Genomic DNA, 22,261 nt, shown 5'->3' on the forward strand with positions numbered 1-22,261 from the left:
ATGCGGCTCTTGTGTGTGGCATGCAGGCGAGGGTTTCGTCGGCAAAAGCACGCACGAGGCACGCATCCCGTATTCGTTTGCGGGGCTTTTTGTGCACTCGACAGGGCACCTTGTTGCATGAACGGCTACGCGGGCTTATATCCTGTAACGCCCGTTGCACATCCGAAAAAGAAGCGATGTATACGAACAACTAGCCCGGCATCACAAAGCATAGCCCCAAAGTCGTCGATAGCTCCAAAGCGTTCGGTATAGAGCCCCAGTAGGCGATAGTTGTCTGGATCCCCTAAAAACAGATGTCCGATGTGAGGGATGACGTAGTGCAAATAGGCCATGTACGGAGCACGTAGCACCGGAAGCGGCGGTACCGAAATTTCGAGAAGAGAAAAGCGTCCACCTGGCTTTAGGAGGCGTGCAATTTCATGAGATACCGTTCGTTTTTGCGCATCCGAGAAGGTTTTGAGTCCAAACGCAGACACCACACGGTCAGCTTGGCCGGCCGGAAGGGGATTGGCGAGTATGTTGTCCTCAACGACGGTTGTGGGCGTGTTGATACGGTTGGCTTGGTTGCGTGCATGGCTACACATGACAGGCGAAATATCGACCCCTGTCAGATGGCCTTGGCCTTGCAGGTAGGAGTCAATACGGGGCCAGCACTCGCCCATGCCGCTCATCAAGTCGTAGACAGTGTGACCCGGTTGAAGGTCGGCTTGGTCTACACATTGAAGGCGCCATCGCCTACAGAAGCCAAACGAACTGATGTAATTGACCACGCCATAGGTGGCCGCCATCTCGTCAAAGAGATTGGCAACAAACGATGGGTCATATAGCGAAGCATCGGCAGAAGCCATAGGCGCATTGCATGAGGAGAACTGTATGCGCTATCAATGTACCCATGGCTGGTCAAAGATGCAGACAGATCGGAGTGGCGACCTGTATAGCACCGCTCCCCCTCGTTTCTCACGTCTCGTTTCTCACGTCTCGTTTCTCACGTCTCGTTTCTCACCCTTCGTTGCGTAGTCCTGCTTCTTTTGCTGCTGATTCGAGCGTTTCGCGCTGCTTTTTCGTCAGGGTATCGGGAATGTGCACTTCCACATGCACATACAAGTCGCCTGTTTCCTTTTCAGTCTGTACCCCTTGGCCTTTCAAGCGCAGCTTTTCATCGGGCTGCGTGCCGGGAGGAATGGAAACGCTGATGTTTTGGCCATAGGGGGTAGGAATGCGACGCTTGGTGCCCAGCATGGCATCAAGCGCCGACACCGTTTCGGTGAGGTGCAGGTCGTTGCCTTTGCGGCGAAAGCGTGGGTGGTCGCCGACTTCAAAAGTGACGTAAAGATCGCCGCGCTTGCCGTTGGGGCCGGCGGGGCCATGCCCCCGCATGCGGATCTTGTAACCCGAGCGTACCCCCTTTGGAATGCGAAGCCGTACCGATTCCCCCGAGGGCAACTCCACTGTTTGGCGTCCGCCTCGCAGCGCTTCATCGAACGAAAGATGCAAGCGGGTTTCGGCATCGCGTGTTTGCGGCTGACGGCGCCGCTGCTGGCGCGCTTGCGAAAACGGGTCGCGTGCGCTTTGTTGGGCTCCTCCAACGTTACCACCTCCAAAGAAGCTCTCAAAGATATCACCAAGTCCGCCTTGACCAAAGCCTTGGTTGACGTTTACACGCTGGCGGCGTCCGTTGCCTTGTCCAAACCCTTGCGAGCCGAATCCTCCGCCAAACCGTCGTTGCGCGTCGTACTCACGACGCTTCTCTTTATCCGACAAAACGGAGTAGGCTTCTTGAATTTTCTTGAATCGCTCCTCAGCGTCCGGATCGTCGGGGTTTCGGTCGGGGTGATGTTTGCGTGCAAGGCGGCGATATGCTTTCTTGATCTCGCGCGCCGATGCATCTTCCTCGACGCCGAGAAGCTCGTAATACGTTTGGTTCGGCATGGCTCGGGGACAAGTCGTTGTGCAAAAAGGGCGCGCAGCGCACTGCTGCGTGTCTAAACGCATGCGTCAAATTGCATGTTTGGAACACACAGCAGCATACATGCTGGTCACATATTTCATGCCACACCAGAGGCTACCGACGAAATGACGGATTCCCCTGTTATCGAAACGGCCATCAATACGGTTCTCGTTGCCAATCGCGGCGAAATTGCCATGCGCATCATTCGCACGTGTCAGGAGCGTGGGCTTCGCACGGTGGCTGTGTATAGTACACCCGACCGTGAAGCGCCGCATGTGCGGCTAGCTGATGAAGCATACGCCATTGGCCCTGCACCGGCAAGCGAATCGTATTTGCGCATCGATAAATTGCTATCCGTTGCCAAGCGCAGTGGGGCCGATGCGGTTCATCCGGGATATGGGTTTCTCTCGGAAAACGCCGATTTCGCCGAAGCCTGCACCGATGCCGGATTGACGTTCATCGGGCCTTCCCCGTCTGCCATTCGGGCAATGGGCGACAAAACGGCAGCCCGTACGCTTATGAAAGAAGCAGGGGTGCCTATGGCGCCCGGTACCCCGAATGCCGTAGAGGACGTGGCTGTGGCCGCGGAAAAGGCCGATGCAATCGGGTATCCGGTACTCATTAAAGCCGCAGCCGGAGGGGGAGGCAAAGGCATGCGCATCGTACGAGAGCCTGCCAACTTCGAGCGCGCCATGGAGATGGCCCAGAGCGAGGCCCAGAACGCGTTTGGCGATGGCCGCGTGTTTGTTGAAAAGTACATCGATCAGCCGCGCCATATCGAGTTCCAAATTCTAGCCGACCACCATGGCAACACCGTGCACTTGTTCGAGCGTGAGTGCTCTATCCAGCGGCGACACCAGAAAGTGGTGGAAGAGGCCCCATCTTCCATTCTCACCCCTGAAAAGCGTGATGAAATGGGACGCGCCGCCGTTGCTGCCGCCGAGGCCTGCGACTACGTAAATGCAGGCACCGTGGAGTTTCTGGTAGATGCTGACTTGAACTTCTACTTCATGGAGATGAACACACGCCTGCAGGTCGAGCATCCCGTCACCGAAGCTATTACCGGACTCGATCTGGTGGCCGAGCAGTTGCGCATTGCCGCAGGTGAGCCGCTCGGATATACACAAGACGATCTTTCCATGCAAGGCCACTCTATTGAATGCCGCGTGTATGCAGAAAATGCCACCGAGAACTTTCTGCCCGATCCTGGGCCGCTACTCCGCCATGCGCCGCCTGCCGGGGTGGGTGTGCGGGTCGATGCGGGCGTCGAGGAAGGCGGGGAAGTGCTCATTCACTACGACCCCATGATCAGCAAAGTGATTACGTGGGGAAGCGATCGCGACCATGCCATCCGGCGGATGCGTCGTGCCTTGCATGAGTACGAGATTGCGGGTATGCACACCACCATTCCGTTCTGTCAGTTTGCGATGCAGCACGATGCCTTTTGCTCGGGCGATTTCTCTACGCACTTTGTAGACAAACACTTCGAGCCGAGTGCGCTTACGCCAAGCGATTCTACATTTGACCTGTGGGCAGCGCTGGCCGCCGTATCAGAAGCCCATGCGCGTCAATCTGATGCAGAGAAAACAACAAACGAATCTGCTGTGGCAGCGCCAAGTCCATGGCGTCGCCGCCGCGCTCACACGCAGCGGTAGCTGGAAACGTTATGCGTGTTGCTTGGCCACCTCTTGCTGATAGGTGCCCGGCGTGCATCCTTCGGCATCCCGAAAGGTATTGATGAAATGGCTGATATCTGAAAACCCGAGGTCGTAGGCTACTTGCGTAACCGATTGCTCGGGATGCTTGAGCATGTGTTTGGCCTGGCGGATGCGGCAGCGGGTGATGAATTGCAGCGGAGTGCAGCCCATTTCGTTGTGGAAGTATCGATACAGACTGGATGTGCTCATACATGCAGCACTGGCCACCTCGTCAATGGTAATACGCCGATGCAGGTTGCTCTTGATATACTCAACAGCGGCAGCTAACCCGTGCGAGTCGGCGTCGTCGCTGCTGTGCGCAAGCAGCACATGGCGGGCTTCGGTGCGCAGCAAACGCACTACCAATTCGGTGATGCCCAGGTCGATCAGCGTATCGCGGTACGGGCGATCCTCCGTAAAAATGTGGACCAGACGGCGTGCGGTAGCATCTACATCAGGCAGGTGCCGGTAGTGCTGAGGGTGTGCTGCATCATAACGCCAGGGCTCCGATTCGGGGGCGCGTGGCATATGCTCGTTCATGCGATCAACCACCTGCTTCACGCGGTCGCGATCAATCTCGACTGTAAGGCACGTCGTGGGCGATTCCGGCGCAGCTTCCGGAAAGTCAATGTACACAGCGCGTCCGCCCGGTATCATAAGCGTTTCGTGGGGCATGAAGTCGAACGGTTCGTCAGGAACTGGAGCAGCCCCATTCGTGGGCGCAGGCAACGGCGGGACGTCTTCCTCGTGGGGAAGGTCGTGGAGGTGCATCACCTTCTTGCCACGAATCATGCCACAAATGAGCGGATGGGAGCGCTGCAGCCGTACGCCTGAGGCTTCGTTGTAGGTATCGTAGATCGACAACTCGGCATCTGGCCCACCAAAGGTCGTCCGGTTCTCGATAAGGTCGGTCGGCGGGTGGGCATCACGCAGCGCCGCAAGGTGGTCTGAAAAAGACATAGCAACCGGGAGGTAAGCCATCAGGACGGGTATAGAATATGCCGTGAAGGCAAGCAGGTTGCACGCGCCTCTAAACGGGTACAGAATCCACCATCCGACGCAAGATACAAAATTGGGAAAAAGATACAACAGATTGAAAAAATCGAACAAGCCGGGCACTTCACTCAATTCTTACAATACAAGCGTGTGTTAACTGTCTTAAAGAGCTGTTCACCTTGCTGGCTTGTTACGCACAAGCCCGAGCAAGCCATACTATCAAGCGCAGACAGATAACTACTGCTTTGTTTTTGGAAGCGGTTTCAGTCGATGTGTGTGGTGATTGCCAATCGTAAGAGCCGGCGCTCAGGCTGGAAGCGCTTTCAGTGTAGTCCACGTTGTTAAATCATACACGCACTCCTATGGAAACCGTAAAAGAAACACGGGCCTACGACCGGCCCACATTCAAAGACATCTATCATAACTTTATTGGGGGCGAGTTTGTCGAACCCGAAGGCGGGGACTATTTCGAGAACGTGTCGCCTATTGATGGCCAGCCGTTCTGCCGGGTTGCTCGCTCGAAGAAAGCCGACGTCGATAAAGCCCTCGATGCCGCGCACGAAGCCGCTAAAACATGGAATCGAACATCAGCGACCGAACGCAGCAATATGCTGCTAAAGATTGCGGATGTGATGGAAGAAAATCTGGAGCTGTTGGCTCGGGTTGAGACCGTCGATAATGGCAAGCCCATCCGCGAAACGCTCAACGCCGACCTGCCGCTGGCCATTGATCACTTTCGCTATTTTGCGGGAGCCATTCGTGCTGAAGAGGGCACCGTGTCGGAGCTCGACGACAACACCGTAAGCATGCAAGTGCGCGAGCCGCTGGGCGTGGTTGGGCAGATCATTCCGTGGAACTTCCCCCTACTCATGGCGGCCTGGAAGCTGGGTCCGGCACTGGCAGCGGGCAACGCGGTTGTCATTAAACCAGCCGAACAAACGCCGGTGGGCATTATGTTTTGGGCCGAGCTGGTGCAAGACATCCTGCCTCCGGGAGTGGTCAACATCGTGCAGGGATTTGGCGTGGAAGCAGGTAAGCCCCTGGCACAGTCGCCCCGCATCGACAAGATTGCGTTTACGGGAGAGACGACGACCGGACGCCTCATTATGCAGTATGCCTCCGACAACATCATTCCGATGACGATGGAGCTCGGCGGCAAGAGTCCGAACGTGTTCTTCGAGAGCGTGATGGATGCCGATGATGCGTTCTTCGACAAGTGCCTCGAAGGCGCCGCCATGTTTGCCCTCAACCAAGGCGAAGTGTGCACCTGCCCAAGTCGCATTCTTGTGCAAGAGTCCATTGCCGATGCTTTCATCGACCGTGTTATCGAACGTGTCGAGAACATCAAAGTGGGCGATCCGCTGCATCCCGACACGATGGTTGGCGCGCAGGCGTCTAATGATCAGTACGAGAAGATTCTGAACTATCTGCAGATCGGCAAAGACGAAGGCGCCGAAGTACTTGCAGGTGGCAATGCGTACAACCTTGGAGGCGATGGAATGCCGAATGAGGGATACTACGTAGAGCCTACGGTCTTCCGTGGTCACAACAAAATGCGCGTCTTCCAAGAAGAAATCTTTGGGCCGGTTACCTCGCTAACCACGTTCAAAGATCAGGAAGAGGCCATCGAGATTGCTAATGATACCCTGTATGGTCTTGGAGCCGGCGTATGGACCCGCGATGCCCACGAGCTCTACACCGTACCTCGTGCGATTAAGGCCGGACGCGTGTGGGTGAACAACTACCATACCTATCCCGCTCATGCAGCCTTTGGTGGCTACAAGAAGTCGGGCTTTGGGCGCGAAACGCACAAGATGGCGCTCGATCACTACCGCCAGACGAAGAACATGCTCATCTCGTACGATAAGAACGCGATGGGCTTTTTCTAAGCAGGCGTTCAACTATCTCTCATGTAGCTGCGGTCCTCCCCGCAGGCACCTCGCGTATCGCCGGACCTCCCTCTATGGGAGCGTCCGGCATGCGCATTGGTTCATGCTTCTACGCATTGCCCTTTGATTTGCTATGTCTATTCCACGCGTCACCGTTACCGACGAAGCCAAAGAGGTCATCGACCAGCTTCGCGATGATCACGGGCCGCTCATGTTTCATCAGAGCGGTGGGTGTTGCGACGGCTCACAGCCCATGTGCTACCCTGCCGATGAGTTCAAAGTCGGCACCAGCGACATCAAGCTCGGCGATATATACGGCTGTCCGTTTTACATCGCACGCGATCAGTACGAATACTGGCAGTATATGCAGCTGATCATCGACGTAAAGCCTGGCCGAGGGGCGAGCTTCTCGCTCGAAATCCCGCTTGGCGTACGCTTCATGACCAAGTCGCGCATGTTCGATGATGACGAGCTGGACGATGTGGTCGATGTAGAAGAGGCAGTACCAGCTGCATAAGCCTGTCTAATTTTTCGGCAAACCCGCTGTCGTACCTTTCGGGATACGGCTGCGCTGCCTACGTTGGGCGGTGTGCGTGCCTGTCTGCACGCGCATCGCCCTTTTGTATGACTGCCTGCTGCTATGCAAGATCAACTCCGCCAGCACCTGCGCGCCATCCTCGCCACGTACGATGCCGTTCCCGACGACTTTGAGGTCGAGCTGGAGCGTCCGGCCCAACCCGAACATGGCGATTGGGCAACCAACACCGCGATGCGACTGGCTAGCGTGCTCAAAAACAACCCACGCGCCATTGCAGAAGAGTTGGCGCAGCAGCTTCGCGAGCGTGTTGACCCGGCCCGCGTGGAAGCCGTCGAAGTAGCCGGACCAGGGTTCATCAACATCCGCCTGGCCGATACCTACCTAACGGATGCGCTACAGACATTGCTGCAAGCAGGTGCCACTTACGGACAAACTGATACCGGAGCCGGGAAGTCGGCCATCGTTGAGTACGTGAGCGCCAACCCCACAGGCCCGCTAACGGTAGGGCACGGGCGCAACGCGGTGCTGGGCGACACCGTTGCCAATCTGCTCGAATGGACGGGCCACGATGTCACCCGCGAGTATTACTTTAACGATGCCGGGCGCCAAATGCGTGTGCTGGCACAATCGGTTCGGGCGCGTTACGAAGAGTTGGTGTCGGATGTGGAGATGAAGACGCTCACCCACGATGATGGCACCACCACCGAAGTGCCCGTCTCGTTTCCCGAAGAGGGATATCTGGGCGCGTACATTATCGACATTGCCCAAACACTGGCCGACGATCACGGCGCGGCGCTGCTCACTACCGAGTCACTCCGTCCGTTTCAAGACCGAGCCGAAGACATCATCTTTGCCGAGATTGAAGCTACGCTGCAACGCCTCGGTATTGAGATGGATCAGTACTTCAATGAGCGGCAGCTTTACGACGACGCTCGGGTTGCCGATACGGTGGAGGCCCTCAATGAGGCCGACGTGACCTACGAAAAAGAAGGAGCACTCTGGTTCAGAACCACCGACTTCGGCAAAGACAAAGACACCGTGCTCATCAAGCAAACGGGCGAGCCTACGTACCGCACCCCCGACATTGCCTACCACGCCGACAAGTTCGAGCGCGGCTTTGATGTCATTATCGACGTGCTAGGGGCCGACCACGTAGCTACGTATCCGGATGTGATCAGCGCGCTAGAGGTGCTCGGCTACCAGGCCGATCGCGTCGAAGTGTTGCTCTATCAATTTGTCACCCTCATTCGTGATGGCGAGCCCGTGAAAATGAGCACGCGCCGCGCCAACTACGTGACGCTCGACGACCTGATCGACGAGGTGACTGCCGACGTGACGCGCTTTTTCTTTTTAATGCGCAATCCCTCAACGCACCTCGACTTTGATCTAGATCTGGCCACTGAGGCGAGCGACAAAAATCCGGTGTTCTACCTGCAGTACGCCCATGCGCGTATCTGCTCGATTTATGATAAGGCCGCCGAGGTGGGCTTGGATGACACTGCTGAAGTGGACCTGACCCTGCTTACGCACGATGACGAAGCAGCTTTGATCAAAGAACTGCTTCGTTTTCCTGAAGTCATTGACAGGGCTGCAGCTCAGCGTGCACCACACCACGTGGCCACGTATCTACGGGAGGTGGCTGCCGCGTTTTCGCAGTTTTATAACTCGTGCCATATTGTTGGAGCCGAGTCGGAGGCACTTGGGGCAGCGCGGCTTCAACTGGCGCATGCCACCCGCACAGTGTTGGCGAATGGCCTTGCAGTGCTTGGCATTAGTGCTCCCGAAACGCTGTAGCGCGGAGCGATTTAAGCCGACGCCTCGCCGTTTTCGGTGCTTCCATCATCGGCGTGGGGGAGCTCAAACCGGAAGCGAGTGCCGCGTCCCTCAGTGCTTTCTACCTGAATCGATTCCCCATGCGCCTGCAGAATCTGTTTGACGATGCTGAGGCCTAACCCGGTACCGCCGCTTTTGCGTGACCGATCGGGATCGACGCGGTAGAAGCGCTCGAAAATGCGGTCGAGGTGGTCTTCAGGGATACCTTTGCCCGTATCCACCACTTCAATACGTACCTTGTTCAGGCGGCGCGTAATGCGGCAGCGTACGGTGCCTTCATCGGTGTACGCAATGGCATTTTCGATTAGGTTGAGCAGCACCTGCCGTATGCGTGCGCGGTCGCCCTGCACATCAAAGCTGGGAATATCGATTTCCAGATCAAGTCCCTTGCGCTCGGCTTTGGGACGCAACATCTCCACGACCTCCTCGACCAGCTCTTTCAGGTTGAAGACCCGCTCATCAATGAGGTCTTCGCGGTATTCCAGGCGGGCAATCTCAATCAGATCATTAAACAGGTTCTGAAGGCGCCGCAAGCTATTGAGAGCTTTGTCGGCGTAGCGACTTCGTTTGTTGGGGTCTAGATTGTTTGTGCCCAGTGCTTCGAGGTACCCACTGATCGCAAAAATTGGGTTGCGCACCTCATGCGATACGTTGCCGATAAACTCGCTTTGCAGTTGCGCCATACGCTCCAGTTCGTTTATTTGCTCGCGGAAGCTGTCAGAGGCGCGATTGAGGCTTTTGGCGAGATCCTGGATTTCAGCTGCCCGGCTTTCAATCCGAATGCGTCCGGTAATCTCGCCACGGCTCACGCGTTGTGCCGTATTGCGAATACGCTTCAGCGGACGCGTGATGCGTGAAGCGGCCACCCAGCTGCCAATGATGGCCAGAATAAAGGCAAGCGACATGCCTGCAATGATGATGATTTGACTTCGTTCAAGCAAGCGGTAGAGGGGAGAGGCCGTTTGTCCTACTTGAATCACCAGGTTGGCGTCCGGTCGATACAAGGTAGCATAAAACAGCCGAGGTTCGCTTGCACGCAGGTGGTTTTGGAACCGTATGGTATTCTCCGTTAGCGTGCCGAGTGCGCTCACGTCAAAAAGCGGTTCTTGGTTCGGCCGTGCGCTGGTTGGCGTATAGGGGGCGTCTCCGAGGGTGGTGTCTGGGGTGGCTACCGTAATTGACCACTCGGTGGTGGTACGCAAGTGCATGAGCGCCTCTGCCCGATCGGCAGTTGTGTCGAGCTGCTCCATCTGAAGCGCAATGCGTTCTGCCTTGTTTTGAAGCGTTTGCTCCATGGCACTGCGGATGTCGCTACGGAAGATCAGAAACACGTAGAGGGCCACCAGCACAAAAGCTACCCCTACGAATAGGGCAAAGGTGGCCACCATCCAAAACTGGGTATCCTTGCGTTTGGGTAAGAGCCGGTTCCAGAGCGAGTCAAACAAGATGAGGAGGGGCGAAAGCAGTGAGACAAAAAGAAAGGCCTGGAGTACGCAACGGTACATCCAGGCCACAGGCAGATCGTGTAGGACGCAACGCTACGCGTTGGAGCGTTCGGCTTCACTATCCTCAGGCACAAAGCGATACCCAACGCCACGCACTGTTTGAATGCGTTCGGAGAAGTCGCCAAGCTTCTCCCGCAGGTTTTTGATGTGTGCATCCACCGTACGCTCAGTGACCATCATGTGGTCTTTCCAGATGGTTTCGAGCAGTTGCTGGCGCGTGAAAGCTTTGCGGTCGTGGCGGACCAGGTAACGCAGCAGCTCAAACTCGGTGAGCGTAAGCTCCAGGTCCTCACCGTTAAGATGAGCTTTATACTCATCTTCGTAGATGGTAAGGTCGCCCTGCTCAATGACGCTGCTTTCCTCAATGCCAGAACGACGCAACACAGCTTTGACTCGGGCGAGCAAAAGCTGCTTCATGGTTTCTTGGTCGCGGCCCACCTCCTTAACGAGGTAGTCGTCGGCCCCGATTGTCAGCCCTTCAATTTGGTCTTTGACCTCATCTTTGGCGCTCAGGAAGATGATCGGGATCATTTCCGTTTCTACGCGAGAGCGCAGTTTTTTACAGACTTCGAACCCGTCCATTTCGGGCATCATAATGTCGAGAATGATGAGGTTGGTATCGGGCGATACCGTTTCCAGCGCTTCCTCTCCGCTTTCGACGGTTTGGACGCTGTATCCTTCAGCACTCAAGAAAATGTCGAGTGAGTCACGGACCCCCTCTTCATCATCGACAACGAGAATGTTGATATCTTCGGGGTTGGCAGTAGTTGGCATAAGATTGTAGAAATTAAAGGAGGAAAACAAGCAATCAAAGGGGACCGTCTGGTAGCGACGAGCCTGTACGTATACAGAACGGCAGGCTAAGATGCAGCACGCTGCAGTAGCGCGGCAAGGACACGTGGTCTCGGTAGCCAAGAAGGACAATTCGAGACCAACGGGCTACAGGTACAACGGGCCAAAGACGGTATGATTCTAAAGCACAGCGTTGCTGTGCAGCTCAAGGAAAGAGCCACATCTAACAATCAATGGCATGAGGACAGTAAAATTAACGATGATACTCGTTCTATATTGTTCCATGAGGGCCTGTACAGACGGTGTCGCGGTCCAAGTAAGTACGGGGAACCCTCGGGGCTAGTTGACAACAGATTTCATACGGAATCGTGCCGCTCCAGGCTGCCACCTCATGCAACGTTGGCCCTTGTTCGTCAAAAATGACGACATGGTCACCCGGATTGGTACGCTGTGCGAGTGGGCTGGTGGGGGCGCCAAGATCGACCATGCACAAATCCATACATACTGTACCCACGAGTGGGCGTCGGGTGCCATGCACGCGTACCTCGGCTTTTCCAGTGGCTGCACGCGGATATCCATCGCCGTAGCCAATTCCAATGGTGGCTACACAGGTATCACTAGGGGCCGTCCACTGGGCACCGTACGACACCGTCTCGCCCTGTGGTACAGTGTGTACATGCAAGACACGCGCTGACAATGCAAGCGCCGGACGCAGGGCATCGTGAACAGGGGAAATAGATGGAGAAGATGGCGTAGATGTAAGTCCGTACAGGCCAAGCCCACACCGAACATACTGAGTATTTTTAGGGAGGGTCTCTTGTAAGTTTACGAGGGCATCTGTATTCGCTACGTGGACCGTATGAGGAGACGGCGAAAGGGCCTTCAACACTTGTTGAAAGCGTTGCAATTGGGTCTCATTAAGTGGGTGGTCGGGGGTGTTGGCAGTGGCAAGGTGTGTATACACGCCATCTGGATGGACGCTTGGGGCGTTGTGGAGGCGCGTCCACCAGGAGGCCGCTTGCGTCGCATCAACACCTAGCCGGTGCATGCCTGTATCTACCTTAAGGTGAATGGGCAATGGCGCCGATAGTGAAGCGTTGATGAGTAGTTCGGCCACCTGAGGACTGGTAACGGACGCGTGTAGGGCATGGCGCACAAACAGCGGCAGCTCGTCCACGGTAGGGGGGGCCAGTACCAGAATGAGACCACGCAACCCCGCATTGCGCAAGGCAACTGCTTCGTGCACGCGAGCCACCGCAAATGCCGATACCCCCGCATTGGCGAGTGTGCTGGCCACCGTCGGTAACCCATGCCCATACGCATCCGCCTTTAACACGGCCATGAGGCGGGCTGGCTGAGACTGGCTACCCAGCACATCCACATTGTGGCGGATGTGGTCGAGCCGAATGGAGGCTTGCACCGTGGCCTCGGGCATGAGTACAGATAGCAATCGTAGGAATACTAGGTCGTGTGCTGTAGGATTACCCTTCTATACAAGTTCCGATCATACACTGTGTGCCGGGCAAGAGACAGCCAAACGAAGCTGGAACATCCACAATGCATCTGCTGTGACACCCATTCACCGTATCTACACCAATAATGCGGGTGGTACCGGCTCTATGACCGATTCAACCTCAGATCCAAAGACATCCCCTGTTCCCACAATCTCGCATGCGGGTACGCGCTTTGATGCCCACTGTACTGCAGTGCTTGCTGAGCCGGGGCCCTGTATCCTGCTCGTTGGAGGAGACCGGCCCGAGCGCCAATCTACGTTTGGACGTATCCTTGCCCACACCGACCATAACGCGCTTCAGTTTAATCTGCAAACGCTGCTTGGCGAACGGCGTGGACAAACACAGAATGGCCTACGCAAAGCTTTTGACAGCGGGGCCGAAGAGCAGGCCGTTCTGTTTTTCGATCCGCTCGACCCGCTACTCACGTGGACCCACGTAGATGCGCCTGATGGTGAAACCGATGATGCTACACCCTCTACAGTCGAGTACTTCTTCCAGCGCATCGAGTCGTACACATATCCGGTTGTTTTAGGGATGGCCGACCCAGTGTACATCTCGACGGTCCGCCAAGCGCCGCTTCATCTCATTGTTTCGCACGGCGAAGCCATGACCGAAGCCAACACCACAACCTCACCATAAGCTGTTCGGACGTCAGCGGCACACTTGCCCGGGCTGCTTCGTATCGGATTCGTCCGTACTCTTTTGTCTGTGATTGATGATGTCTATGGATCGCCTTGCTCGCCTCCACGAATTTCTCGACGAAGACCCCGACGATCCATTCACCCGGTTTGCGCTTGCACAGGAATATCTGAAACAAGACAAAACGGAAACCGCCCTTTCCTATTTCGAAGACCTAGTGGCCGACCATCCCGACTATCTCGGTACGTACTACCACCTGGGTAAGCTTTATGAGCAACTTAACCGTACCGACGAGGCCATTGAGACCTATGAGCAAGGCATTGCCGTGGCTCAGAAGCAACACGATCGCAAAAACTTGTCAGAGCTACAAGACGCGCTCATGCAAGCCCGAGGCGTTGGGTTCTAACGCGTAGCTCTCCCACCTGCTGTTGGACGAATCCCTATGCCATTATGCAATTGCTTTTACAAGGAGTTGGGAGTCTGCTCCTCATGAGTGCTCTGTTCGCCTCTCCGGTTTCCGCACAAGCTATTTCAGATAGCACCTATGTCGTAAAAGAAGGCGACACGCTCTTTCGGATCGGTCAGGAGTCAGGAGCCTCTGTGCAAGATTTGCAGACCTGGAATGATTTAGAGGATGTCACCGACCTTGCTATTGGGGATACGCTTCGCATCCGTCCGCTCGGTGAGGCCGCTGCCTCCTCCGGTGAGCAGACCCCGGCGGAAGATACCACCGATTCGGAGTGGACCCTTGCCGATGAGTTGCCCCCCGTTGCGGCAGAGGAGGATCCAGCAGACACATCCTCCCCTGATGAGGCTGCAGAAGCGCCGTCCGCAGGACCAACCCCCGACACCGTTTCTGCCGATTCAGACAACCAGGTGCCGACCTCTGAACACGAAGGAGCTTCCGTGCCTCGTGAGGAGTACCCAGATCGAACCGAGGTCGAACGTCCTGAAGGGGCAACCTGGATCGACTTAGCGCTCCGTACGGGTGTTGCTGCCGACTCGTTGTGGCACTGGAACGATCGCCCCGATGCACTGCCCGATCGTGTCGTCGTGCCTGTCGATCGGGTCCGGGCTGATGGGCATACCGTTGAAGAAGGGGAAACGCTGTACAGCATTGCAGGCGAGTATGGGGTGAGCGTGCGCAGGTTGCAGGCAGCAAACGATTTAGACGCCCCCACCATTTCGGTCGGGCAGGAGCTGCGTATACCCAGCCAACAGTCCACCCTTCTCGACACCTGGGCCGCTCCCGATACCACCAAATCAGTCACGATTTTTCCCGATTCGTTTGAAGGCCGCCTTACCGCCAGCGGTGCTGCATACGAACCAACATCGTATGTTGTGAGTCATGGGACATTGTCCTATGGTGCTGTGCTCCTGCTTTCGCACCCTGACACAGGGGCGCATGTGTTTGTACGGGTTGTAGACCGCAGCGTCAATGGCATGGAGATCTCAGCGGCCGCTGCTAAGGCCCTTGCTATCGAAGGAGAGACGGAGCTTGACCTTCGCATTGTATGGCGTGAGACCGTTTGACAACCCCGTAACGCCTCACTGTCAGATCGGCAGAAAAGGAGGGCGCGGCACAGGGTTTGGTGTGTGTGCAGATGCATCGCAATAGCGCTGATGTATCGTTCCCCAACCCCCTGTATTGCCATGCGTATTCTTCGTACCACCGCCCTGATGGCGTTCATGATTGTGCTGTTTGCTCTGGTAGGCAGTGCCATTGGCGGCACCGGCGGCATGACCATTGCCCTTGTCATTGCGCTTGGACTCAACTTCTTCAGCTACTGGTTTAGCGACTCCATCGTGCTAAAAATGCACGGTGCGCAAGAAGTACAGCGGTCTGAAGCACCTGAACTGTACGATATGGTCGATCGCCTTCGCAAGCAGGCCGATCTGCCCATGCCACGGGTGTGCATCATTCCGCAAGATCAGCCCAACGCATTTGCTACCGGGCGCAACCCGCAAAACGGAGTCGTGGCTGTCACCCAGGGATTGCTGCGTATGATGAATCGCCAAGAGCTTGAGGGCGTGATTGCCCATGAGCTGGCTCACATCAAAAACCGCGACATCCTGATCTCATCCATCTCCGCGACGATGGCCGCGGCAATCACCCTCCTGGCGCGTTTCGGATTCTTTTTCGGCGGGCGTGACCAGAATATCGTAAGCATGCTACTGATGATGATTCTCGCTCCGCTAGCGGCTATTGTAATTCAGATGGCAATTTCGCGCTCGCGCGAGTACGTGGCCGACCGCGACGGTGCTCGCATTGCAGGGAATCCGCACGGGCTTGCCAATGCGTTACAACGGCTGGAGGCCGCCGCTCAACAGCGCCCTATGCAGGGCGGTAGCGAGGCGACGTCGCACCTCTTTATTGTGAATCCGTTTTCTGGAGCACTAAGTGGGCTGCGAAGCCTCTTCTCTACGCATCCGTCGACCGAAGAACGTGTGGCGCGACTCCGCGAACTGGCGCGCACGGGCGTGTGATGCTGTGACGCACAGAAGCAGTTGATAATGCCATTGCTGTCCGCATGGTGAGGGCTGGCACAAAAGCCGTGCGCTCGCTATGTTGTGGATCCGTGCTTTATGGATCCATCCCTGTGCTGCTATGCGCAACTTGCTTCGCCTCCCTTTCACTGTGTGCTTGCTGCTTGCACTGGCCGTACCCAGTGCAGCACAGAGTCCGTCCGATACGCTCCACGACCTGTTTGATGAGGCGTGGCAGTACCGGCTGCAGACCAACCCGCTCTTCGCGACGTCGGTTGGCGTGCACGTGTACAACGACCAGCTTCCGGAGGTGAGTGTGGCCGCTGCGCATGCGGAGCGCGAGCAGGAGGAGGCATTCTTGGAGCAGCTGCAGAACATCGACCGCAGCGCACTCGACCGCGACGACCAGGTCAATTACGACATCTTTGCGCAGGTGCTGCAGCGGCGCATCGCCGAGCATGACTTCCGCACCTACCTGATGCCCATCAGCAACCGCAGCGGCTTCCATATCTCGTTTCCGCAGTTGGCCGACCGCATGCCGCTGAATACGGTAGCCGACTACGAGGACTTCATCGCGCGGCTGCAGGCGTTTGGTCGCTATACCGATGAGCACATCACCATCATGCGTACGGGCATCGAAGAGGGCTACGTGCTGCCCGTTATTGTGCTTGAGGATGCCCAGGACGCCATCACCCCACACATCGTAGACGACCCCACCGATCATCAACTCTACGATGCATTCGAGTCGTTTCCAAGCCGCATCTCTGAAGAAGAGCAAGAGCGGCTGCAGGACGAGGGCAAAGCGGCTATCATGGAGGCTGTGGTGCCCGGCTACGAGGCGTTCCTGGAGTTCATGGAAGGTGAATACATCCCTGCATCACGCGAAACGATTGCCGCGGCCGATCTGCCTGACGGCGAGGACTTTTACTCGCATCGCGTCTGGTACTTCACCACGCTCGACCTGACCCCTGAGGAGGTCCACCAAACCGGGCTAGAGGAGGTTGAGCGCATCCGCAATGAGATGATGAAGATCGTGGAGGCCGAGGGCTTTGATGATGACTTCGATGCATTCGTCGAGTTCTTGCGCACCGACGATCAGTTCTATGCGGATACGCCCGAGGAGCTTATGAAAGAGGTGGCTTACGTGCTCAAGCGCATGGACGGTGCTCTGCCTGAGCTTTTCGAAACCCTTCCGCGCATGCCCTACGGAATACGTCCGGTACCCGACTACATCGCCCCGCGCACCACCACTGCCTACTACCAGCGCCCGGCAGGAGACGGCACGCGTGCTGGATTCTACTACGTGAACACGCACGACCTGGCAAGCCGTCCGCTCTACGAGGTAGAGGCTCTCTCGCTACATGAGGCCGTGCCGGGGCACCACCTGCAGATTGCGCTGCAGCAGGAGCTAGAGGACCTGCCGCCGTTCCGTCGCTTCTCCAGCTTTACCGCGTTTGTGGAAGGCTGGGCGCTCTACGCCGAGCGGCTGGGCCTGGAAGTGGACGGCTTCTACGAGGATCCGTACAGCGACTTTGGGCGCCTCACCTACGAGATGTGGCGTGCCCTGCGTCTGGTGGTTGATACTGGTATGCATGCGCTGGACTGGAGCCGTCAGGAAGCCATCGACTTTATGGCGGAGAACTCGGCGTTATCGCTGCACAACATCACCACCGAGGTCGACCGCTATATTGCCTGGCCGGGGCAGGCGCTGGCGTACAAAATTGGCGAACTGGCGATTCGCGATATGCGCGCCGAAGCCGAGAGCGCTCTGGGCGATGACTTCGACGTACGCACCTTCCACGATGTAGTGCTGTCCAACGGCTCGGTGCCACTGCCGGTGCTACAGGATGCCGTGGATCGGTACATCGAGCAGACCCGTGCAGATGCGGAGTAGCAGCGCCAACGAAGGGATCTCTCATGCAGGTCCATCGTTTCTGCACAAAGCAGGAGATCCTGCATATCCGCCGTATGCTTCACCGGTCCTTTTGTATCATGGCTATGCCCACTGCCGTATCGGCTCCGCCCCAGCTTAAAAACGGCGACCGGCTCACGCGTCGTGAGTTTGAGCGGCGCTACGAGGCGATGCCAGATGTCAAAAAAGCCGAACTTATCGAAGGAAAAGTGTATATGCCATCTCCTGTTCACGCTAACGCCCATGCCCGTCCGCAAAACATTATTGCCGGGTGGCTCATGACTTACGACGCTCATACGCCCGGCGTCTTTTCTTATGACAACGCCACCGTGCAGCTCGACCTCGACAACGAGCCGCAGCCCGATGCTCTTCTGCGCATTGATGAAGCACGCGGCGGACAGTCGCGCATCAACGATGAAGACTACATCGAGGGGCCACCGGAGCTGGTGGTAGAGGTGGCGCACAGCAGCGCAGCGTACGACTTGCACGACAAAAAGCGTGCGTATCGGCGCAATGGCGTGCAGGAGTATGTGGTGTGGCAGATTGCGGAGGGCTGCATCGACTGGTTTCAACTGGACGGTGGAGCGTACACGGTGCAGACGCCGGATGACGATGGGTGCCTGCACAGCACGACGTTCCCAGGGCTGGTGCTGGATGCTGGCGCTCTCCTGAACGATGATCCGGCAGCGGTGCTGGCGCGGTTGAATGACGCCCTTGGCGGAGAGGCCCATCAAGCCTTTGTAGACCGGCTGCAGAAGGAATAGTTGGGAGGCGAGGTAGTGGGTAGACGCTAAAAATGATAAGTCGGTTGGACACCGCAGCTTTGTCTTCTTCGAATCCCCTCTCCCTTATTCCGTTTTGCTCCATCAGTCGCCCTGCGCGTTCGTGTCGGGTTTCTCCCCGTTGGCCAAGGGGTATCTGTTTTGCGTGGCCCAATTGCCGCCTGGGATATCCGCTTCGCTTCTGATCCCGGGCTAAGGACGATGCAATATGAGGAAAACCATAGCCGAGGACCGCTTGCGTCCCCGGCGATTTGTGGAAAGTCGCTAAACATGTACTCCAAGAGAGATGTCGGCAGACAGAAGGGGGCGGGTTACGATGATGTAAACCACATGTCAATCACTTAACCGAACATCGCGCTACGATTGAAGCATGTTGCCCCGTACGTATGGGATCACCAGCGTAAGTGTGCGCAGCACCATGAGCGTGGTGATCCCCATCCAGACGCCTAGAAGGCCCCATCCCATAGGCAGCACAAGCAGCAGCACGATCGCAGCCCCGCCTGCCGAGAGTAGCATCGCCTTGGCCAGATACGGAAAGCGCTCGGCTCCCATGTAAATACCGTCGCCCACAAACACAAATCCGTTTAGCGGTTGCAGGAGCGCGACGATCGGAAATACCGTCAGGATGGCCGCGATGGTAGCCGCGTCGTCAGTAAAGAAGCCCGGTAGAACCGGACGCAGCAGTCCAAAGGCGGCACCCAGTCCCACTCCGAGCAGTAGCCCCCATCCGATCAGGCGGTTTGAAACTGTGCGTGCGCGCTTGGGATCTTCAGCGCCCAGGTGTTTCGCTACCAGCGCTTGAGCGGCTACGGCGAGTGCATCCACCACAAGCGCCATAAACAGCCAGAGTTGAGCCGCCACCTGATGTGCCGCTACCGCAGTAACGCCAACGCGGGTGGCTATAGCGGTGGCAAGTGTCATGGTGCCCACCAGTGCAGCAGTGCGTGTGATGAGATCACGACCTACCCTTAGGAGAGGCATTAGCGTGTGCAGAGCCGGCCAGAACCATTGAATCTGAAATGGTTTCCGGTAGGTGCGAAACAGAAGCCACAAAAACGCAATGGCTCCGATCCATTGAGCAACCACAGTAGCCACTGCAGCTCCGGCCAGGCCCCAGCCGAGGCCAAAGATAAGAATCGGATCCAGAATCAGATTGACTAAGTTTAGCCCAATCGTGATGTACATGGGCGTGCGTGTGTCCTGATACCCTCGAAATGCTCCATGTCCGGCAGTAATAAGCAGTACAGCAGGGCCAGCAAACGCTCGGATGCGCAGATACTCTAGCGCTGGATCGAGGAGTTCGCCTGTGGCGCCCATCAACCGCAGCAACGGAACCGCCGCCACCTGAAGCGTCGCTAATGCAACAGCCCCGGCGATAAGCGCAAGCACCACCGCCCGTACGACCACGCGACCAGCAGCTTCGCGGTTGCCCTCGCCTACATGGCGGCCTACGCGCGGGGTGGTGCCGTACGCCAGGAAGTTAAAGATGACGAATGCCATGGAAAACAGCGAGGCATTCACCCCAAGCGCCGCCAGCGGAACGCGTCCGAGTTGCCCAACAAATGCCGTATCTACGAGCGACACCAGCGGATCGGCTGCCAGTCCAGCTAGAGCTGGAAGAGCAAGTCGGAAGATAGCACGGTCATCTTGGGTCCAAAGTCGCACAGTGGGCACACGAATACGGAAGAAAAGAAATACGTCGCCTCACACACGGATGCATATTTGCAAAGTTCGACAGGAAGAACGGGGGATCCCGAAATGATAAAACTCCCATAACAACCGTGTGCCTTGCCTGAAGTATTATGCAAGTAGCGTAACTCAATACTCAACAATCGCGTTAGGTGCTTGTGGCTGCTTTGTCTGATGATGCGCCGTTGGTTCTCTTGGTTGATGACGAAGAGGACCTCCTTAGTTTGCTTGACTACAACATGACCCAGGAGGGCTTCCAAACGGAGCAGGCGCGTGATGGCATTGAGGCCTTAGAAAAGGCACAAGCGACGCATCCGGATTTGATTGTGCTAGATGTGATGATGCCGCGCTTAGATGGCATTGAGGTGTGCCAGCGGTTGCGGCAGGATGCTTCGATGCGAACCATCCCTATCATGATGCTTACTGCGCGGTCTGAAGAGAATGACCAAGTGCAGGGATTAGATGCCGGTGCCGACATCTACCTGAGCAAGCCGGTAGCCATCTCCGTAATCGTAAGCCAAGCCAAAGCGTTGCTTCGCAGTGCCGAGCGCTACGACACCCCCCCCGATCGCTTGTCGATTCACACGATAACGATTGACCGAGATCGTTATCTGGTGTATAAAGAGCGTGAAAATGGGAAAGAAGACGAGGTTCGCCTTCCACGAAAAGAGTTCGAGTTGTTATACTTCTTGGCTTCCCATCCGGGAAAAGTGTTCTCGCGCCAGGAGATTCTAGATGAGGTTTGGGGACCTGACGTGTATGTGGTAGACCGTACGGTTGATGTGCACATCCGTAAGATCCGCAAGAAAGTAGGAAGCGCTCTCATCGAAACCGTGAAGGGCGTAGGCTATCGCTTTAAAGAGTAGCGTCACTCGTAATTCTGGGCATCCTTTATTCGCTATTTGACCTGTTCATGACTCGTTTGCTACGCATTCTTTGTGCATCTGTTGGGAGTGCCCTGGTGGCCCTGCTTGCTCTGGGGGGGATCCTTTCTGGTTGCAGCTTCGACCCGCCTGATACGGTGCGTGTCGATGGGTCCAGCACGGTGTTTCCCATCTCGCGTGCAGCCATTGCATCCTATCAAAAAGAGTTTGACGAGGCGCGTGTTGTGGGAAGCAACAGTGGCACCTCGGCCGGTTTTCAGCGCTTTATGCGTAATGAAACTGACATCACCGGGGCATCTCGTCCCATTCGTGAAGACGAACTACGCCGCGCTGAAGAGGCCGGCGTGCGGTTCATTGAGCTTCCGATTGGATACGACGGATTGACGGTGGCCACGCACCCAGATAACGAATTTCTGGAGTGCCTCACCGTGTCGGAGTTGCGTGCGTTGTGGGAGCGCGGAAGCACTATTCGCAATTGGAACCAGGTGCGCGATGACTTTCCCGATCAGCCGATCCGGTTCTACGGACGCTCCGCGGCCAGTGGATCGTTTGACTACTTCACTGCAGCTATCAATGGGGAGCGCGGAAGCATTCGGGGCGACTACAACGCCAGCGACACTGATAACGCCGTCGTTCAGGGCGTCTCGCGAGATGTGCGAGGCATTGGGTTTTTTGGAATGTCTTACTACCAGAACAACAGCGACATCCTTCGGGCTGTTGCAATTGACAATGAGCAGGGCGATGGCTGTGTCGAACCAACCGTGCAGACGGTGAGTGACGGCACTTACCAGCCGCTGGCCCGCCCCGAGTTCATCTACGTGAACATTGCTCGCATGGAGGCAAATTCTGACGTGGAAGCGTTTGCCCGATACTACATCGAAAACGCCATCCAGTTTGTAAGCCAGGCCGAGTACGTTCCGTTTGAACCCGATGTCTACGACTTGGTGATGCAGCGCCTGGATAATCGGATTGAAGGCAGTGTCTTTGCCGGAGGCGGGCCAACCATTGGCGTGCACGTGCGTGATTTGCTGGAGCGCATGAATCCCGAACAGGCTGATGACCCGGATGCGCTTGACGACCCAGCGGCTTCATCCACCACATCAGACGACCATAATGGCGCTGAATCCTTATAGCGCCACCATGTGTGCGATAAGAC

Annotated in this window: 19 protein-coding genes; 12 read left to right on the top strand and 7 right to left on the bottom strand. The window is 56.6% G+C overall.

All coding sequences use genetic code 11. From position 1 onward, the window contains the following. Nucleotides 1-125 precede the first annotated feature (125 nt). Together ACZ5AL_RS01250 and ACZ5AL_RS01255 are read right to left on the bottom strand one after the other, a co-directional pair. Nucleotides 126-848 carry a class I SAM-dependent methyltransferase gene (locus ACZ5AL_RS01250; protein WP_464511640.1) on the bottom strand — a complete coding sequence of 241 codons (723 nt, stop codon included), beginning with the start codon at nt 846-848 and terminating at the stop codon, nt 126-128. A gap of 151 nt (nt 849-999) precedes the next feature. Further along, the gene (locus tag ACZ5AL_RS01255) at nt 1,000-1,929 is read right to left on the bottom strand and encodes a DnaJ C-terminal domain-containing protein (RefSeq protein ID WP_464511641.1); all 930 of its coding nucleotides are present in this window, start codon (nt 1,927-1,929) and stop codon (nt 1,000-1,002) included. A 144-nt stretch (nt 1,930-2,073) separates the two neighbouring features. Between ACZ5AL_RS01255 and accC the strand changes: the two genes are divergently transcribed. Beyond that, the gene (gene accC / locus ACZ5AL_RS01260) at nt 2,074-3,603 is read left to right on the top strand and encodes an acetyl-CoA carboxylase biotin carboxylase subunit (RefSeq protein ID WP_464511642.1); all 1,530 of its coding nucleotides are present in this window, start codon (nt 2,074-2,076) and stop codon (nt 3,601-3,603) included. A 9-nt stretch (nt 3,604-3,612) separates the two neighbouring features. Here accC and ACZ5AL_RS01265 read toward each other — a convergent pair whose 3' ends face one another. Continuing rightward, nucleotides 3,613-4,605, bottom strand: coding sequence for a helix-turn-helix transcriptional regulator (locus ACZ5AL_RS01265; RefSeq protein ID WP_464511644.1), 993 nt, complete (start codon nt 4,603-4,605; stop codon nt 3,613-3,615). 398 nt (nt 4,606-5,003) lie between these two features. Between ACZ5AL_RS01265 and ACZ5AL_RS01270 the strand changes: the two genes are divergently transcribed. The 3 genes from ACZ5AL_RS01270 (at nt 5,004) to argS (ending at nt 8,862) form a co-directional block, all read left to right on the top strand. Beyond that, entirely contained in the window at nt 5,004-6,530 is a 1,527-nt protein-coding gene (locus ACZ5AL_RS01270) for an aldehyde dehydrogenase family protein (protein WP_464511645.1), read from the top strand. 133 nt (nt 6,531-6,663) lie between these two features. Next, complete coding sequence (locus ACZ5AL_RS01275) at nt 6,664-7,047, top strand: DUF779 domain-containing protein (protein ID WP_464511646.1); 384 nt, start codon at nt 6,664-6,666, stop codon at nt 7,045-7,047. A gap of 123 nt (nt 7,048-7,170) precedes the next feature. Further along, complete coding sequence (gene argS / locus ACZ5AL_RS01280; RefSeq protein WP_464511648.1) at nt 7,171-8,862, top strand: arginine--tRNA ligase; 1,692 nt, start codon at nt 7,171-7,173, stop codon at nt 8,860-8,862. Between the two features lie 11 nt (nt 8,863-8,873). Here argS and ACZ5AL_RS01285 read toward each other — a convergent pair whose 3' ends face one another. From ACZ5AL_RS01285 to alr, 3 genes are all read right to left on the bottom strand, one after another. Then, nucleotides 8,874-10,406: a sensor histidine kinase gene (locus ACZ5AL_RS01285; RefSeq protein WP_464511649.1), complete on the bottom strand. Its 1,533-nt coding sequence runs from the start codon at nt 10,404-10,406 to the stop codon at nt 8,874-8,876. 33 nt (nt 10,407-10,439) lie between these two features. After that, nucleotides 10,440-11,180: a response regulator transcription factor gene (locus ACZ5AL_RS01290; protein ID WP_464511650.1), complete on the bottom strand. Its 741-nt coding sequence runs from the start codon at nt 11,178-11,180 to the stop codon at nt 10,440-10,442. Between the two features lie 289 nt (nt 11,181-11,469). Beyond that, complete coding sequence (alr, locus tag ACZ5AL_RS01295) at nt 11,470-12,633, bottom strand: alanine racemase (RefSeq protein ID WP_464511652.1); 1,164 nt, start codon at nt 12,631-12,633, stop codon at nt 11,470-11,472. Between the two features lie 133 nt (nt 12,634-12,766). Between alr and ACZ5AL_RS01300 the strand changes: the two genes are divergently transcribed. From ACZ5AL_RS01300 to ACZ5AL_RS01325, 6 genes are all read left to right on the top strand, one after another. Then, a complete protein-coding gene (locus tag ACZ5AL_RS01300; protein ID WP_464511653.1) occupies nt 12,767-13,351 on the top strand; it encodes a hypothetical protein in 585 nt (194 codons plus the stop codon). Between the two features lie 85 nt (nt 13,352-13,436). Then, entirely contained in the window at nt 13,437-13,757 is a 321-nt protein-coding gene (locus ACZ5AL_RS01305; protein WP_464511654.1) for a tetratricopeptide repeat protein, read from the top strand. Nucleotides 13,758-13,801: 44 nt separating this feature from the next. Then, a complete protein-coding gene (locus ACZ5AL_RS01310; RefSeq protein WP_464511655.1) occupies nt 13,802-14,884 on the top strand; it encodes a septal ring lytic transglycosylase RlpA family protein in 1,083 nt (360 codons plus the stop codon). Between the two features lie 120 nt (nt 14,885-15,004). Beyond that, on the top strand, nt 15,005-15,838 hold the full coding sequence (gene htpX, locus ACZ5AL_RS01315; protein ID WP_464511657.1) for a zinc metalloprotease HtpX: 834 nt from the start codon (nt 15,005-15,007) through the stop codon (nt 15,836-15,838). A gap of 121 nt (nt 15,839-15,959) precedes the next feature. Next, nucleotides 15,960-17,732, top strand: coding sequence for a DUF885 domain-containing protein (locus tag ACZ5AL_RS01320; protein ID WP_464511658.1), 1,773 nt, complete (start codon nt 15,960-15,962; stop codon nt 17,730-17,732). Nucleotides 17,733-17,830: 98 nt separating this feature from the next. Then, entirely contained in the window at nt 17,831-18,514 is a 684-nt protein-coding gene (locus tag ACZ5AL_RS01325) for a Uma2 family endonuclease (RefSeq protein ID WP_464511659.1), read from the top strand. Nucleotides 18,515-18,889: 375 nt separating this feature from the next. On the opposite strand, the gene ACZ5AL_RS01330 is transcribed toward ACZ5AL_RS01325, so the two are convergent. Continuing rightward, nucleotides 18,890-20,197 carry an MATE family efflux transporter gene (locus tag ACZ5AL_RS01330; RefSeq protein WP_464511661.1) on the bottom strand — a complete coding sequence of 436 codons (1,308 nt, stop codon included), beginning with the start codon at nt 20,195-20,197 and terminating at the stop codon, nt 18,890-18,892. Between the two features lie 182 nt (nt 20,198-20,379). Here ACZ5AL_RS01330 and ACZ5AL_RS01335 point away from each other — a divergent pair, with 182 nt between their 5' ends. Both ACZ5AL_RS01335 and ACZ5AL_RS01340 read left to right on the top strand, forming a co-directional pair. Next, on the top strand, nt 20,380-21,087 hold the full coding sequence (locus ACZ5AL_RS01335; RefSeq protein WP_464511662.1) for a response regulator transcription factor: 708 nt from the start codon (nt 20,380-20,382) through the stop codon (nt 21,085-21,087). A gap of 47 nt (nt 21,088-21,134) precedes the next feature. Next, the gene (locus ACZ5AL_RS01340) at nt 21,135-22,238 is read left to right on the top strand and encodes a PstS family phosphate ABC transporter substrate-binding protein (RefSeq protein WP_464511663.1); all 1,104 of its coding nucleotides are present in this window, start codon (nt 21,135-21,137) and stop codon (nt 22,236-22,238) included. The last annotated feature ends 23 nt before the right edge of the window (nt 22,239-22,261 follow it).

This window comes from Natronotalea proteinilytica, assembly GCF_055379935.1.